The 15,851-nt window shown below is 53.9% G+C and carries 16 protein-coding genes; 3 read left to right on the top strand and 13 right to left on the bottom strand.

Features of this window, described 5'->3' with window-relative positions:
* Positions 1 to 28: 28 nt before the first annotated feature.
* Both KNP75_RS01490 and KNP75_RS01485 read left to right on the top strand, forming a co-directional pair.
* Positions 29 to 1,153, top strand: a complete 1,125-nt coding sequence (locus KNP75_RS01490; protein ID WP_029594683.1) for an ABC transporter ATP-binding protein — start codon at positions 29 to 31, stop codon at positions 1,151 to 1,153.
* Positions 1,150 to 2,736: an ABC transporter permease/substrate-binding protein gene (locus KNP75_RS01485; RefSeq protein WP_215189460.1), complete on the top strand. Its 1,587-nt coding sequence runs from the start codon at positions 1,150 to 1,152 to the stop codon at positions 2,734 to 2,736. Before KNP75_RS01490 ends, KNP75_RS01485 begins: the two co-directional genes overlap by 4 nt.
* A 60-nt stretch (positions 2,737 to 2,796) precedes the next feature.
* Here the strand turns inward: KNP75_RS01485 and KNP75_RS01480 are convergent, their stop codons facing one another.
* The 10 genes from KNP75_RS01480 to glyA form a co-directional block, all read right to left on the bottom strand.
* Positions 2,797 to 3,948 carry a GGDEF domain-containing protein gene (locus tag KNP75_RS01480; RefSeq protein WP_353049013.1) on the bottom strand — a complete coding sequence of 384 codons (1,152 nt, stop codon included), beginning with the start codon at positions 3,946 to 3,948 and terminating at the stop codon, positions 2,797 to 2,799.
* A gap of 153 nt (positions 3,949 to 4,101) precedes the next feature.
* Positions 4,102 to 4,731 carry a uracil phosphoribosyltransferase gene (gene upp, locus KNP75_RS01475; protein WP_021066126.1) on the bottom strand — a complete coding sequence of 210 codons (630 nt, stop codon included), beginning with the start codon at positions 4,729 to 4,731 and terminating at the stop codon, positions 4,102 to 4,104.
* A 143-nt stretch (positions 4,732 to 4,874) separates the two neighbouring features.
* Positions 4,875 to 6,284 carry a glycoside hydrolase family 191 protein gene (locus tag KNP75_RS01470; RefSeq protein ID WP_215189456.1) on the bottom strand — a complete coding sequence of 470 codons (1,410 nt, stop codon included), beginning with the start codon at positions 6,282 to 6,284 and terminating at the stop codon, positions 4,875 to 4,877.
* 362 nt (positions 6,285 to 6,646) lie between these two features.
* On the bottom strand, positions 6,647 to 7,876 hold the full coding sequence (locus KNP75_RS01465) for a hypothetical protein (protein WP_034779224.1): 1,230 nt from the start codon (positions 7,874 to 7,876) through the stop codon (positions 6,647 to 6,649).
* A 128-nt stretch (positions 7,877 to 8,004) separates the two neighbouring features.
* Entirely contained in the window at positions 8,005 to 8,733 is a 729-nt protein-coding gene (locus KNP75_RS01460; RefSeq protein ID WP_251128168.1) for a hypothetical protein, read from the bottom strand.
* A gap of 116 nt (positions 8,734 to 8,849) precedes the next feature.
* A complete protein-coding gene (locus KNP75_RS01455; protein ID WP_214753693.1) occupies positions 8,850 to 10,088 on the bottom strand; it encodes a sensor histidine kinase in 1,239 nt (412 codons plus the stop codon).
* Between the two features lies 1 nt (position 10,089).
* Entirely contained in the window at positions 10,090 to 10,767 is a 678-nt protein-coding gene (locus KNP75_RS01450; protein ID WP_214753691.1) for a response regulator transcription factor, read from the bottom strand.
* Positions 10,768 to 10,838: 71 nt separating this feature from the next.
* Entirely contained in the window at positions 10,839 to 11,075 is a 237-nt protein-coding gene (locus KNP75_RS01445; protein WP_215189452.1) for a hypothetical protein, read from the bottom strand.
* A gap of 146 nt (positions 11,076 to 11,221) precedes the next feature.
* Positions 11,222 to 12,148, bottom strand: coding sequence for a hypothetical protein (locus KNP75_RS01440; protein WP_215189451.1), 927 nt, complete (start codon positions 12,146 to 12,148; stop codon positions 11,222 to 11,224).
* Between the two features lie 3 nt (positions 12,149 to 12,151).
* Entirely contained in the window at positions 12,152 to 13,405 is a 1,254-nt protein-coding gene (glyA, locus tag KNP75_RS01435; protein WP_215189449.1) for a serine hydroxymethyltransferase, read from the bottom strand.
* 129 nt (positions 13,406 to 13,534) lie between these two features.
* Here glyA and KNP75_RS01430 point away from each other — a divergent pair, with 129 nt between their 5' ends.
* Positions 13,535 to 14,320, top strand: coding sequence for an alpha/beta hydrolase (locus KNP75_RS01430; protein ID WP_214708450.1), 786 nt, complete (start codon positions 13,535 to 13,537; stop codon positions 14,318 to 14,320).
* A gap of 36 nt (positions 14,321 to 14,356) precedes the next feature.
* Here KNP75_RS01430 and KNP75_RS01425 read toward each other — a convergent pair whose 3' ends face one another.
* Genes KNP75_RS01425 through KNP75_RS01415 form a run of 3 tightly spaced genes read right to left on the bottom strand, consistent with a single transcriptional unit; the run spans position 14,357 to position 15,841 of the window.
* Positions 14,357 to 14,899, bottom strand: coding sequence for a TIGR01440 family protein (locus tag KNP75_RS01425; RefSeq protein ID WP_152567762.1), 543 nt, complete (start codon positions 14,897 to 14,899; stop codon positions 14,357 to 14,359).
* Positions 14,896 to 15,336: a ribose 5-phosphate isomerase B gene (gene rpiB, locus KNP75_RS01420; RefSeq protein WP_021066115.1), complete on the bottom strand. Its 441-nt coding sequence runs from the start codon at positions 15,334 to 15,336 to the stop codon at positions 14,896 to 14,898. Before rpiB ends, KNP75_RS01425 begins: the two co-directional genes overlap by 4 nt.
* Positions 15,337 to 15,340: 4 nt before the next feature.
* Complete coding sequence (locus KNP75_RS01415) at positions 15,341 to 15,841, bottom strand: low molecular weight protein arginine phosphatase (RefSeq protein ID WP_034779240.1); 501 nt, start codon at positions 15,839 to 15,841, stop codon at positions 15,341 to 15,343.
* Positions 15,842 to 15,851: the final 10 nt, after the last annotated feature.

Below are 15,851 nucleotides of genomic sequence, written 5' to 3'. Positions count from 1 at the left end.
GAAAATAATTATTGAAAAGGGTGAATGCATGATTGAATTTAAACAAGTGCAAAAAACATTCAAGAACACGACCGTCTTGAAAGAGATGAACCTCACCATCAACAAAGGTGAACTCGTCGTCTTTATCGGCCCGTCCGGCTGCGGGAAGACGACATCGCTCAAAATGATCAACCGTTTGATCGAGCCGACGGAAGGGACGATCATCGTCAACGGACAGGATACCCGGAAGATGGACCCGATTGAACTGCGTCGCCAGATGGGCTACGTCATTCAACAGACCGGGCTCTTTCCGCATATGACGATTCGCGAAAACATTCAATTGATTGCCGGTCTCGAAGGACACGCCGAACAAGACATGGATGCGCGCACCGAACACCTCCTCCGCATGGTCGGCCTCGACCCGGACCAATTCATCGATCGCTATCCGAGCGAATTGAGCGGCGGTCAGCAGCAGCGTATCGGTTTCGCCCGTGCCCTCATGAACGACCCGGAAGTCATTTTGATGGATGAACCGTTCAGCGCCCTTGACCCTGTCACTCGAAACGATCTCCAAGAAGAGCTGTTCAATCTTCAAGAAGAAGTGAAAAAGACGATTGTGTTCGTCACCCATGATATGGATGAGGCGATCAAGCTGGCCGATCGCATTTGTATCATGCGCGACGGGGAAATCGTCCAATTCGATACTCCGGAACAAATTCTCCGGAACCCGAAAGACGAATACGTCGAGTCGTTCATCGGGAAGAATCGGATTTGGAACAGCCCTGAATTCATTAAAGCGAAAGACATCATGATCACCGACCCGGTATCGATCAGCGGGAAGCGGACGGTGCTTCAAGCGATTGAAATCATGCGCTCCCGCAAGGTCGACAGCTTGTTGATCACAGACCGTGATCGTGTCCTTCAAGGACTTATCAAATTAAAAGATGTCCACGGTATCCAAGACAAGACGAAGCGGCTCGAGGAAGTCATGAACACGAATTACGCTTTCGTCTCAATCGAGGACTCGCTCCTCGACATTTTAGACGTCATGAACACGAGCGACCAAGGGTATCTCCCGGTCGTCGACGGTTCGATGCTTCACGGTTTGATCACACGCAGCAGTTTGCTTTCCGTCCTCAGTGAGCAATTCATGCAAGAGGAGGAAACTATATGAATGCCATTCAATCGTTTTTCAATTACTTCACGAGCAACACCGACCAAATCGGGACGCTCTTGCTCGAACACTTACAGCTGACGGTCTTCGCCGTCTCACTCGCGGTCTTACTCGGGGTACCACTCGGGATTCTCATCTTACGGATTCCACGTCTCGCCAAGCCGATTCTCGGTCTGACGAGCGTCGTCCAAGCCGTACCGAGTTTAGCACTCCTCGGATTTTTGATCCCATTCATCGGAATCGGATCGACCCCGGCCATCATCATGGTCGTCTTGTACTCGCTCCTCCCGATCGTGAAAAACACGTATACGGGACTATCGAGCATCCCGGGCGATACGCTTGAGTCGGCCAAAGGGATCGGGCTCACCGACCGCCAAATTTTGAGTAAAATCCAGCTTCCGCTCGCACTGCCGATCATCATGGCCGGGATTCGGATCTCGGCGGTCACGGCCGTCGGTCTCATGACGATCTCGGCGTTCGTCGGAGCAGGTGGTCTCGGTTACCTCGTCTTCGCCGGAATCCAGACCGTCGACAACAATCAAATCCTCGCCGGTGCCATCCCGGCCGGACTGCTCGCCTTGTTGATTGACTTCATCGTCAGTCGCATCGAGTATAAAGTAGCCCCGAACGGCATCGTCCTCGCGGATGGACGGATGAAGAAGAAAACACGTCGTTCTGCGAAGAAAGTGACGAAGCCGCTCATCGTCATCGCGACGGCGTTCACGCTTCTCCTCGCCGGTTCGATTTACGCCTTCACCCGTGAAGACGATACGATTGTCGTCGGTTCGAAAAACTTCACCGAGCAATTGATTCTCGGGAACATGGTCGCCGACTTGATTGAGGACAAGACCGACCTCGATGTGAAACGTCAACTGAACCTCGGTGGCACACAGGTCGCTTTCAGCGCCTTGCGCACCGGAGAGATTGACACGTATGTCGAATATACGGGCACATTGTTCGTCGACGTCTTGAAGCAAGAAGTCGAGAACGACCCCGACGTCGTTTACGACAAAGTCGTGAAGCAAGTGAACGAGCGGTTTAATATCCGGACGCTCGACCCGATTGGCTTCAATAACACGTATGCTATCGCCGTCAAACAAGAAGACGTCGACACGTACGACTTAAAGACCGTCTCTGACCTCGCCGCAGTAAGTGACGAGCTCGTCTTCGGTCCGACGATCGAGTTCTCGAACCGGGAAGACGGCTACCTCGGATTGAAAGAGGCGTACCCGTTCAACTTCCAAGACGTGAAACCGGTCGACGGCGGACTCCGCTACACGGCACTCATGAACAATGAGAGTAACGCCATCGACAGCTTCTCGACCGATGGATTGCTAAAGCGTTTCGACTTGACCGTCCTCGAAGACGACAAACAGTTCTTCCCACCGTACTATGCGGTCCCGATCGTCAGCGAAGAGACGCTCGCCGAGCATCCTGAGCTCGCGGACGTATTGAACTTGCTGAGCGGGAAAATCACGGATGAGACGATGCAAGAACTCAACTACCTTGCTGATGTCGAAAAACAACGTCCGGAGAAAGTCGCCCGCGACTTCCTCATCGAAGAAGGATTGATCGCAGAATAATCATGCAAAAGACGACCATCCCGTATCCATCGGAATGGTCGTCTTTTGGCGTTCCTTGATTCAAACGGCTTTCCCGACCGAGACGCGATTGCGCCCGCTCCGCTTCGCCTGATACAGTGCCCGGTCGGCCGCCTCAATCAAGTCACCTTTCTCGCTACCCGGCGCAGGCGCTTGTTCGGCGACACCGATACTGACACTTACTTTCCGAAGCGGATGATAACCTTCATGCGGGATGTTCAGTTTGAGCACCGCTTGTCGAATGCGTTCAGCAATCTCTTTCGGTTGTCGGGCGTGACGTGGCTTGAGCAGCACCGCGAACTCTTCTCCGCCATAGCGAGCGGTCATCCCGTCTCCCCCGACCGCCTTGTCGATCGCGTTCGCCACCCGTTCGAGACAAGCGTCTCCGGCCAAATGGCCGTACGTATCGTTGTACACCTTGAACGCATCGATGTCGAGCAAGAGGAGTGCGAGCACGTCTCCGGTCTCCGCAGCCTCATCCCACATCCGCTCGAATCGTTCATCGAAGGCGCGTCGATTCCAAATACCGGTCAACGCATCATGCAACGAGCGATGGATGAGCGCTTGTTTGCTGCGCTCGAGCCGGAACGTATGCATGAACGTCAGCAACAGTAACAACGCGATCCCGACGACGATCACGATCACCCACTTCGCCGAGCTCGAGGCGATATCACTCCGGATTGACGCCTGTTGAATAATGTTGTCGATATCCTCACGAATCGCCGCATCGACGTCCCGAAATCGATTGATGTAGCCGATGCCACTATAGCGTCGCGCGTTCGCCATTTCAATATCTCCGGCCTCGACGAGCTCAATTTGCGATTCGTGGAACGCTTCCATCTGTCGGATGAGCGGCAACGCCTCTTCTTGAATCAACTCCTGCATGATCGGGTGACGATGATCGAGTTCTCGGATGACGTGAATCGTCTCCGACAACGAGCGCTTCGTCGCTTCATACTGTTCGAATGACAGGGTATCTTGATTATATGTATAGCCTCGGACCGACAGCTCTTGATCGAGCAACAACCGGAGCAGCTCTGAGGCGGCGTTCGCAATCGGGATCGCCTCTTCGACGATACGACGGTTCTCTCGTTCGATATCTTGAAACGCGCTATAGCTCCAGATGCTCGTCAAAAACAGCGCCATCAAAGAAATGAGCAAATATCTTTGTAGTAGTGAGAATTTAGTCTTCACGGCGTCTCTTCCCTTTTTCATGATCAAACCGTCAAGCGGCCCTTCCTTTTCTACTATCGGTCGTGACTCGCTTCACCTCAACTATTTTGAATCGATCGCGGCACATTCCACAAAAAAGAGGATCACTCGGATCCTCTCTGTACGGGTTCGTGCTTATTTTGTTCCGAACAAACGGTCACCCGCGTCACCGAGTCCTGGGACGATGTAACCATGGTCGTTCAACTTCTCGTCAAGTGCGGCGAGATAGATTTCGACGTCTGGGTGTTCAGCTTGAACACGTTCCACACCTTCAGGGGCTGCGCAGAGGCAAGCGAGCTTGATCGACTTGGCACCGTGCTTTTTAAGCGCGGCAATCGCATCAGCGGCCGAACCACCAGTTGCGAGCATCGGGTCGACGACGATGAAGTCACGCTCTGTGACGTCCGTCGGCAACTTGAGATAGTATTCGTGCGGCTCGAGCGTCTCCGGGTCACGGTATAGACCGATGTGACCGACTTTGACGTTCGGCATCATTTTGAGGAAGCCATCCACCATGCCGAGGCCTGCCCGTAAAATTGGGACGATTCCCAATTTCTTGCCGGCGATCATCTTCTGTGTCGATACAGAGACCGGTGTCTCGATTTCTACATCAGTAAGCGGAAGGTCGCGTGTAATTTCGTATGCCATGAGTGACGAGACCTCGTCTACGAGTTCACGGAACTGCTTTGTCCCCGTCTCTACTTTGCGCATAATCGTCATCTTGTGCTGAATCAATGGGTGGTCATAAACGTGTACTTTGCCCATCATGCTTCACTCCTCTCTCAATCTCTCTTGAGCATTGTACCCTAACTTTTCTGAGAAAGGTAGGGTCAACTTCTGTTTTCTAAGAGGTCAGACGAAACCCGAAGGAACGGAATCGATCCCTCGGGCTTCAGGTGACACGTCGATCAGAATTTGAAGAAATTCAGAAAACCGGCCGTCTTGTGTTTCACTTTTCCACACATCTTGCCTTTGGCGGCCTGATGGTGTTTTGACGTTTCATGCTTGGCGGCATGTTTTTTAGCATGCTTCTTTGCAAGTTTTTTTGCCTTCTTCTTGTCTTTCTTCTCTTGCTTCAACTCGGCTTTTGTCTTTTGTGTCGACTTCTCTTTTGACGCAGTCTGGTCATTCGTCGACGGAGCCGGTTTCGTCGTTGTCGTCGGCTTAGCGACTGGCGTTGTTGACGTTCCTGTCGCAGGTTTGGTCGCGGCTGGCTTCGTTGTTGTAGCCGGCTTTGTCGTAGTTGTTTCAGCTGGCTTCGTTGTTGTCGTTGTAGCCGGCTTTGTCGTAGTCGTTTCAGCTGGCTTCGTTGTTGTCGTTGTAGCCGGCTTTGTTGTCGTCGTTGTAGCCGGCTTCGTCGTAGTCGTTTCAGCTGGCTTCGTTGTTGTAGCCGGCTTTGTCGTAGTCGTTTCAGCTGGCTTTGTTGTCGTCGTTGTAGCCGGCTTTGTCGTAGTCGTTTCAGCTGGCTTCGTTGTTGTCGTTGTAGCCGGCTTTGTCGCCGGTGCTACCGCGACTGGCGCTGGTGTCGGCGCCGTGTCTTTCGTACGTGTCACAAGTCCCGCGTTCCAGTTCACGTAAGCATCCGCTTCATGGAAGTGGATGAAGCCAGAATCTGTGGCGAGCTTGTGGCTGTCCGCGCTAAGACGTGTCGAAATCGTGAGCGTCTTGACCGAGTGCTTCGCGTCGACCGCTTGTAGTTTCTTGATCATGTTTTGTGACCAAGCGTCGCTCTTGATCGTATCGGCGTTGAAGCTCTCCCACATGATGCCGTCGACATATGGCGCCGTCGATGTTTCAAGTGTGTCGAAACCCCAGTTTTGGACCATGGCGATATCCCCATAGCGAGCCCGTGCTTGTTTCAAGAAGTTGACGAGGCCGTCACGTTGTTGCTTGAGCACCGTCGGGTTGTTCAAATGTTCGTTATCGATATCACCGACCGTGTCCATGAACACGCCATCGATGCCTTTGGCGACGACTTGGTTCTGGATTTCCGTAAGGAGTAACCCTTGGAAGTGCGGCGAAGCGATGTTCGTCAAGTACGAATCCCATTCCGAGTAATGGACACGTTGTCCGTTACGCGTAAAGAAGTCACCTGACTGAAGTTTTGACATGAGACCGGTGTTCCATGTCGCGACTTCCATGACGCTAATATAACCGAGCACTTTCGTCCCGCGTGCTTTGATTTGCTCCACTTGTGCTTTCGTGTAGTGGAGCGGCTCAATGATGACGAGATCGTAGTTCTGCATATCTTTTAGAATCGCTGCCGTTGGATGGCCATAATACACTTGATAGTTCTTCACACCGTCGAGTGGGTTCATGGTTTGTGCCCCCGTTTTAGACATGTTCAGACTAACAATTAACAACACTACCGTTAGAGACATAATTAACTTTTTCAATTTCACTACCTATTCCTCTCCTGATGACTGACAAAACGTGGTGACGGACGATGATGGTTGAATGGAGTTGTGTCTCGTTGCTCCCCCCTTTCTTTCTATTCAAATGACGAGAAGGTTAGTGCTGTGTGTTTTATGGATGTATCGGATTCGTGTATGTAATGTTGAACCTTCGCAAAAAAAATTATAGGATAGTTTTTCACGAAAACATAGTGTCAATTTGACAACAAAAAACCGCTTCACGACATGAAAGTGTCATGAAACGGGTAAAACAATAAGTTATTTGGTCATATGTAAGTATTCAGCGTTGACTCTAATTCGAGACGATCAATCAAATAGACTCGTTCCGTCTCGACGTCCATCAATTGAAGGGTGTCTTGCCCTTCCTCCATCCAGACGTCAAACCGTTGTTCGGTCAACTGCTCATAGAGCGCGAGCGTCCCGCATCGTTCCCCGGTCGGCTGTCCACTACTCGGCTTCACGTGGGATAACAATTCAAATAGGTCGCTCGTACTCGGTCCACCGAGATGGGCGATTTTCGTCTCCGTCTCATACGTCGCCAGACGCATCGTCTCTTTGGGCTCCGATACAATCGTCAATTCCCCGGCGCCAGGCCGTTTCACCGTGCCCCACACCTCGATTACGGTCCCGTAACGTTCCGACAACTCGACCGATGCCCGTTCAGTGAAATCATGGATGGGCACATCTGCTAGGACAACCCGCTTCAGCAGCCTGCGCTCATTCGCAATTGATGCAAAAACGGCTTCCGTTGAGTCGACGGCGACATATTCGCCCGTGAAGACGGCCGGGAGCACGGTACGTTCCCATGCTTCTTCCCTCCCCATCTGTAACGTGATTCGCTTGTCAGCCAATTGAGTCAAAAAGGCGACCCCATCGTTCTTCCCGCTCTCAAAGACGAACAATCCGGGCTCGATCATTTGCCCTTTCGCCGCCCCGTCCTGAAAGACTTGGTACGTGACGTGGAGCGCCCCCCGGTCCGGTGTCTCATACCGGAAGACGGATCCTGGGATGATCGTCTCGTGTACCTTATTGACCGAGAAGGACTGTACCACATTTTCGACGTTCGGTTCAGGAATGAACGACAGCGTATCTCCGACTTCGATTTCAACAGAATTCGCCGTAACGGCAGCCTCAAACGCTGCAATCTTGTCCGTGCGGAAGACCCGTGCGTTTTGCTCGTCACTGTTCAAGCACGAGACGTAGTGCGACTCCCCGCTCCGCCAATATTTGACGGTCTTGCTGCCTAATTCGTCGTAGAAAGGATGACGGAATGTAATGGAGGCCACTTCAGCCCGACGCATCGGCAACACGTCCGTCGGTTTTTGCTCACAGTAATTCAATAATCGCGACTTCAGCGCAGACGTCAACGGGATGTCTCGGTCTTGGTGAATCGCATACGTCGACAATGACCGCAAGTTGAGCGCGTTCGTCTCGTTTGCGCCACATCCGCTTAAAAAGATGATGCCAACGATCATCATCCATAAGACGTGTTTCATTCCGCCCCCTCCTTTCACATTTATTTGGGTACTATCACCTAAAATTTTCTTTTTCACTTTATCATACAATAATAATTACTTATATAGTTAGAAGAACAAACAAAAAATGCCACTTGCGTGGCACTTTTTTAGTCGTCATCTCGGTCGTCGTCTTGATTATCGTCCCGATCGTCATCTTGGTCGTCATCATTTTGATCGTCGTTTTGATCATCTTGATCGTCTTGGTCATCCCGGTCATCGTCACGTTCAATCTCTTTCACTTGCTGTTGAAGGTTCAACTCAAGTTTAACGCGGTCACCGGCTTTTGGCGCCTCATCGTCAAGCTCGTAGCGGCTCGCGAGTTTGAACGTCTCTGACTTGCCGTCACGCTCGATGGTCACGTCACGGTCCGACAGACTGACGAACGTGCCGTAGATGTCGAAGTCGTCACTCTCACGGTCGACTTCCTTCACTTCCTCGTTTTGATTGAACTCGAGTTTGACGCGGTCACCGGCTTTCGGTGTGTCGTCGTCAATCTCATGACGGGCCGCGAGCGGATACGTCGATTCTTTACCGCTGAAGCTGATCGTCACGTCCCGGTCTGATAGGTTGACGAGGGTACCATACAATTCATAATCATCGTCATCGACCGAGCGGACCGGCGTATCACTCGAGGCTGTTCCTTCTGTCGACGCGGCCGCTTCTTGGTTCGCCTCGTCTTGTGCGTCATCTGCAGCATCATCCGTTCCACTGTTCACACTGTCGACCGACCGCGGGACGATGACCGTGTCCGTGTTGTCATTCGCAACATACAACCCGATCCCTGCGACGGCGAGGACTGCCAAGCCGACGCCTAAAATCCATCCGATTAGTTTCATGATGTTTCCTCCTCGTTTCATGTGGTGAACTTGTTCTACATCTTCATCATAGAACGGTGACCTTAGAGCACCACGAGGATTCCATTAGAAAATGATGAGAATCTGCGAAAGTTTTGTCATTTTGCGACGAAGAAGACGCTGCCGTCCGGCGCGTTCGCGTAACTGCCGACCGACCAACCGTTCATGTCGGCCACTTCCTTGGCGATGGCGAGCCCGAGTCCGCTGCCGCTCCGGTCCCGCGCCTCATCGAGTCGATAAAAACGGTCGAACAGACGCGCCCTGCCGTCATCGCTCAGCGTCGTCCCATGGTCACGCACTTCAATCCGACTCGGTGTCATCGTCACGTGCGTGTCAGTCGCGTACTTCAAGCTGTTGTCGATGAAGATGACGACGAGCCTTTGCAGCGAATCACGGTGCCCGTACCACGTTCCTGTCGCCTCGATTGGAACCCGGACGCCATGCGAACGCTCGAACCGCTCGGTCAATTGTTCGGCGAGCTCGGTTAATTCAATCGCTTCAGCCTCGATTTCTTCAAGTGAGGAGAAGCGGCTCAGTTCAAGCATCGGTTCAATCAAGTCTTCGCGCATTTGCCGGGACTCGGTCAAAATATGGTCGATCGCCTCGTCACGGACGGCCGGGTCGCTTTGTCCCCAGCGCCGGAGCAGTTTGGCGTACCCTTCGATGACCGTGAGCGGCGTCTTCAGTTCATGTGAAACATCGGCGACGAAACGACGCTGTTGCTCCATCGACCCTTCGACCCGGCCAATCATTTGATTGAAGCCGGTCGCAAGTGTCGACACTTCGTCTTGGCTCGTCCCGACATCGATGGTCTCAAGGGTGCCCGATTCCGTGATTCGTTCCATCGTCGTCTCGAGCCGGCGGAGCGGGTCGAGCCCTTGCCTGACGATCCAAAGGCTGCCGATGAACGTCATCGCCACGGCGATCAAAAAGATGATGAGAAAGATCGTGGCGAGCGTCTGGAGTGTCTCACTCACGGCCGCGTCTTGAAACGCGTAGCCGAGCCCGTTCGACGTCGCGATGACGAACCAGTCGTCGACGAGGGCCGGCTCGCCGAAATTGACGGGAAACCGCAATCCTTCCTCGGCCTCTCCGCCGATGATGCCCCAGGCGCCGTTCGCTTGTCGCTCGAGCACGACACTGTCCTCGTGTAACGACAAGACGGCCTGGCGATTCCGCTCGTCCTCCTCGAGCAAGCTGAGTGCCTGGCGCAAGACGTCATAGCGGGCGTCGACGATCTGTTGACGCGAGACGAGCCAGGCGACACCGAACGAGGTGATCAGGAGGAACAACATGAACCCTGCCATCGCCAAGGCAATCTTCGTCCGTAGCTTCACCTTATTCACCACGCTTCAGCATATAGCCGACGCCTCGGACCGTCTGAATCCAAGAGCCTCCGAGTTTCTTGCGGACATAGCGGACGTACACATCGACGACGTTCGTGTCCCCGTAATAGTCAAAGCCCCAGACGTGTTCGACGAGTTGGTCGCGCGTGAGCACGCGTTCCGAATGTTCGAGCAGATAGACGAGCAAATCGAACTCTCTCCGGGTCAGGTCGACTTTTTGCCCCTCGCAGATTACTTCGTGACGATTGACGTCGACGGTCAGCCCTTCATAAGATAAGACCCGTTCACTCGTATCGACTTGGACGTGTTGCCGCATCCGTAAGAACGCCCGGATCCGTGCGAGCAACTCTTCCATCTCGAACGGTTTCGTGATGTAATCATCGGCCCCGAGGTCGAGCCCGCTCACTTTGTCGTAACGGTCCCCACGTGCCGTCACCATCAATACCGGGAGAAGCGGTTGCTCTTCTTTGACGCGGCGAACGACTTCAAGTCCGCTCATCTGTGGCAACATGACATCGAGCAACATGAGGTCAATCCCACCAGTGAGTGCTCGGTCGAGCCCGGTCCGCCCGTCATGAGCGACCTCGACTTGATAACCGGCATGCATAAGTTCAAGTTCGAGTAATCTGGCAATTTTAGCATCGTCTTCAACGACGAGAATCGTAGGCATTCCATTCATCCTTTCTCAAAAAAACGCCGAGCAGTCCGCCCGACGCATCATTCTAAGTGTTCCCGGATTCCTCAGTCAAAAAACGGACGAACTGCTTCTGGAATCGCTTGTTCGAGGCGCAATTCGAGTGAATCGCCCATCCGGTCAAACGTCGTTTCAATCCCTTCCGCCTGAAACGCTAAATCAGTCCCGACTTGAGCGATTTGGTCGAGCCAAGCGTTACCGGTCAAGGTGAATAATAAGAACCCGGCGACCCCTGCCGCCATGAGTGTCAATGCGAGCGCACCGACGGCCACTCTTCGAATCATTCTTCTGATCTTTCCTCTGCTAGTTGAGCGCATATGTCCCTCTCCCTTGTCTATTTTCTTTCTTTACTGTACGGGAGCGAGCTGAGAAAGAGCGGTGAAACAGATTAGAATTTGATGAGAAAAAGAGGCCACAGCACGCTGCGACCTCATTCTTCCTCGAGCACCGATTTGGCGATCGGCGCCCAATACGTTCCATCCATGGCAGCGACTTCTGCGAGCGTCGTCCGGTACATGTCGTCCCCGGCCTTCTTCTCGGCGATGCCTTTCATCCATAAGACGTCCGCTTTATACCCTGATTCGGGATACGTCTCGACGTAAGCGGCATAGTCTTCAATCTCCGCTTCACCGAGCTTGTTGTCGACGAGCAAGCGATAAAATCCGACCGCCTGTTCTTGACCGGCTTTCGCCTTGCCGACGAGGAGCGCATCGGCTTCCTCGTATCGTTTGTCCGAGACGAGTGTCTCGACTTTAGCGAGCGGGATGACGGCCGGTGCCTCAGGCGACTCGGTCGTCTCGTCCTCGGTTTGGAGCGCCTCGTTCGCTTCTTCAAGCCGGGCGACTTCTTTCTCGAGTTCTTCTAACCGTTTCGCGAGTGCCTCCTCTTCCGTCACCGTCACGACCCGCTCGTCGGAAGCGGACGGCGTCACTGGGGGTGGCGCCGGGTCCGGCCAAAACGCGAGTGCGACCAGCCCGAGTCCGACGACGAGCGGCAGGCCGAGCCATGTCTTGTCCCACTTGAACGCGTTCTTCCAATCCGACAAGTCCGCATGACCGATGACGGCCGGGGAGAACGAACGAAAGCGGCGCTTGGCCGCCTTCTTTCCGTTCGCCTTCACTTCGAGCGCGAGCCCGAGCCGATGAAACGCCGCCGGCACTTTCATCCCGAGAAGCGGTACGATCCGTTCACTTGCCTCGATATAATAGCCATGATCGAGCAGCGTCGTGACGACCTCGAACTCGTTCGCGACGAGGCGAAACGTCGGGTCGTGCTCCCCTTTTCGGACGAGCCATTCGGTCATATCGATGAGCGGTAGTTCCGCGAGTTCCCGATCTGCGAGTGTCCGTACGTCCATTCGTCAGCCTCGTTCAGGATAGAGCGGGAACTTCGCCGTCAACGCGCGCACGGATTCGTGCGCTTCCGCGAGCACTGCTTCATCTTCATGGTTCGTCAAGACGCGCCCGATCAAGCGAGCGACTTCACGCATATCGTCTTCTTTCAATCCGCGTGTCGTCATCGCTGCCGTCCCGAGTCGAATCCCGCTCGTCACGAACGGTGAGGCCGGATCGAATGGGATCGTGTTCTTGTTGACGGTGATGCCGGCCGCGTCGAGCGCATGCTCGGCCGCTTTCCCGGTGATATCGATGCCACGGAGGTCGACGAGGAGAAGGTGGTTATCCGTGCCGCCCGATACGATGCGGAGTCCCTCTTCTTCTAATCCTTGCGCGAGCACTTGTGCGTTCTTGATGACTTGTGCCTGATAATCTTTGAACTCAGGTTGAAGCGCTTCTCCGAACGCCACTGCCTTCGCAGCGATGACGTGCATGAGCGGACCGCCTTGAATCCCTGGGAAGATCGACTTGTCGATCGCCTTGGCGAACTCCTCTTTACAGAGGATCATGCCGCCGCGTGGACCGCGGAGCGTCTTGTGTGTCGTCGTCGTCACGAAGTGCGCGTGCTCGACCGGGTTCGGATGAAGCCCGGCCGCGACGAGACCGGCGATGTGCGCCATGTCGACCATGAGGTAAGCATCGACGCTATCGGCGATCTCACGGAACTTGGCGAAGTCGATTGTCCGCGGGTACGCCGAGGCACCAGCGACGATGAGTTTTGGTTTATGTTCTTTCGCGAGGGCTGCGACAACGTCATAATCGATGTGTTCTGTCTCTTTGTCCACACCGTATTCGACGAAATTGTATTGAACGCCTGAGAAGTTGACCGGACTTCCGTGCGTCAAATGGCCACCGTGCGACAAGTTCATGCCGAGCACCGTGTCACCGGCTTCAAGGACTGTAAAGTAAACGGCCATGTTCGCTTGGGCACCCGAATGCGGCTGCACGTTGGCATGTTCTGCACCGAACAGCTCTTTCGCGCGGTCGCGGGCCAAGTTCTCGGCCACGTCGACGAACTCACAACCACCGTAGTAGCGACGGCCTGGATAACCTTCCGCGTACTTGTTCGTGAGCACGCCACCTTGCGCTTCCATGACTGCTTCTGAGACAAAATTCTCCGAGGCAATGAGTTCGATGTTCTCGCGTTGGCGACCGAGCTCGTGTTGCATCGCTTCAAACAATTCCGCATCCTGTACTTTCAACTTCGTCGTGTTTACCATGTTGAAACCCCCTCTGAATGTCTAAAAATCAACACCCCCATCGTAACATATGCTTCTTTTTTTGGGTATCGTCTAATCAGAGGGCAAGTTGGGTATCATATGAAAGAAGACGATCAGAGGAGGATGTTTATGATTGAGACAAAACAGATCACGATTACCCCGTTTGAACGCGAGCGGACGGTTCGGATTTATACACCTGCGGATTACGACACGACGGACAAACGTTATCCCGTGCTCTATATGCATGACGGCCAGAACGTGTTCGCCGACGAGGACGCGAGCTATAAGATGAGTTGGCGCGCCGGCGAGTATGTGGACGCCTCGAAACGCGACTTGATCATCGTCGGCATCGACAGTGCCCCCGGCGAGATGCGACTCGACGAATACGGACCGTGGGAAAACCCATACATCGGTGAGAGCTTGCTCGGTCAAGACGTGACGCTCGGCGGCCAAGGGTCGGCTTACATTGAATACATCGCCCAAGAGTTAAAACCGATGATCGATGCGAACTATCGGACGAACCCGGACGAGACAGCGATGATGGGTAGTTCGATGGGCGGCTTGATCTCGATTTACGCCGCATGTGTCTATCCCGACATCTTCAAACGCGTCGCCTCGCTATCATCGGCGTTCTGGTTCAACCAGACCGAGCTTGAACAGTTAATCGAGTCGAGCGATTTGAGCGGTGTCGAACGTCTATATATGGACGTCGGTCGGAAAGAAGTCGAACAACCGTCAGCGGACGGTCCGACGAACGAGATGTATCTCGAGTCGAGCGAACGCGTCTATGCGCTCCTCCGCGACAAAGTCGACCATATCCGTTTCGAGGTCATCGAGGAAGGCGTGCATAACGAGCTCGCTTGGCGTGAACGGTTCCCGATGGTCCTTTCCTACTTGTTCAGTGAAGAGTTATAACGCAAAAAAAAGCCGGTCCTCGCGACCGGCTTTCGTTTATTTCGCTGGATAGTGGGCCCGGGGGCCGCCAATCAGTTTCGGCCGCGTGACGGCGAACGTGACATACGCCTCACCGAGCTGCTTCGCTGATAAACGGACCGGGATCGCGACCGGCTTCAAATGCATACCGATCAGCGTCGACCCGATATCGATCCCTGCATCCGCTTGAATCGATTCGACGACGCAAGGTGTATCGAAGCTTTCGTACGCTTTCTCCGCCATCGCCCCGCCCGCTGCGCGCACAGGGACGACCGTCACTTCTGTCAAACCGAACTGTTTCTGCGTCCGTCGTTCGACCGTGAGCGCCCGATTAATATGTTCACAGCCTTGAAAGGCGAGATGGACGCCGGTCTTGTCGCGAAACGTCAGAAACGCTTCGATGAAGTCCGACGCCACATCAATCGAGCCCGCTTTCCCAATCGTCTTACCGACGACCTCACTCGTCGAACAACCGATGACGAGAATCTTGTCCTCATCTAACGGAAACCGTTCGTGCAACTCCGTCAATAAGTTCAAAAGCTCCGCCTTCATCGTCGTCACTTCGTTTCGTAAGCGCTCATCTTATCGACACGGTTCGAGTGGCGTCCGCCCTCGAAATCTGTATCGAGCCATGTCGCCACTAAATCGAGTGCAAGACCCGGTCCGATGACGCGCTCGCCCATTGTCATGATGTTCGAGTCGTTGTGTTGACGTGTCGCTTTCGCGCTGAACGAGTCATGGACGAGTGCCGCCCGGATGCCTTTCACTTTGTTGGCGGCAATCCCGATGCCGATCCCTGTTCCGCAAATCAAGATGCCACGGTCGAACTCACCAGCCGCGACGGCTTCAGCGACCGGAATCGCCACGTCTGGATAATCGATTGACTCGGCCGAGTGTGTCCCGAAGTCCTTATACTCGTGACCAAGCTCTTCCAATAGTCCGATGATGTCTTTTTTCAAGTTAAATCCGCCATGATCGGCGCCAATTGCGATTTTCATTCGTTCATTCCCCCGTCTTCTTTGGTAGGCGTCTCGGTGGTTTTGTCACCTTTGACCCGTCATTCGTCAATTTTAGCACAAGTCGATTCACGAGTGGTTCGAGTTCGTTTCGGACTTGGCGGTAGACGTTCATCGACCCTCCGAACGGGTCATTGATGTCGCGCTCGAGTCCGGTGACGAACTCGTATAACGTGAACGTGCGGTCGGCCAAATCCGGGTACGTGTCCCGAATCTGTTCACGATGCGCCCGTGTCATCGTCAAGATGACGTCCGCCCAACGTCCGAGGACGTCGTCGAATGTCTGGGTCACGTGATCGAGCTCAATTCCTCGTTCACGCAACACTTGGAGTGCATTTTCTGAGGCGTCGAACCCTTGCATCGTCCGCAGCCCGGCCGAACGAATATCGAACTCGTCCCCCGTCACTTTCGAGCGGAGCAGGGCCATCGCCATCGGGCTTCGGCATGTGTTCCCACTACATATGAATAATACGCGTTTCATTGACATCGCGTGATCC

It is taken from the genome of Exiguobacterium sp. s6 (genome assembly GCF_018618155.1).
Classification (GTDB): Bacteria; Bacillota; Bacilli; order Exiguobacteriales; family Exiguobacteriaceae; genus Exiguobacterium; species Exiguobacterium mexicanum_A.
This window is presented reverse-complemented; position numbering and strand designations above follow the sequence as displayed.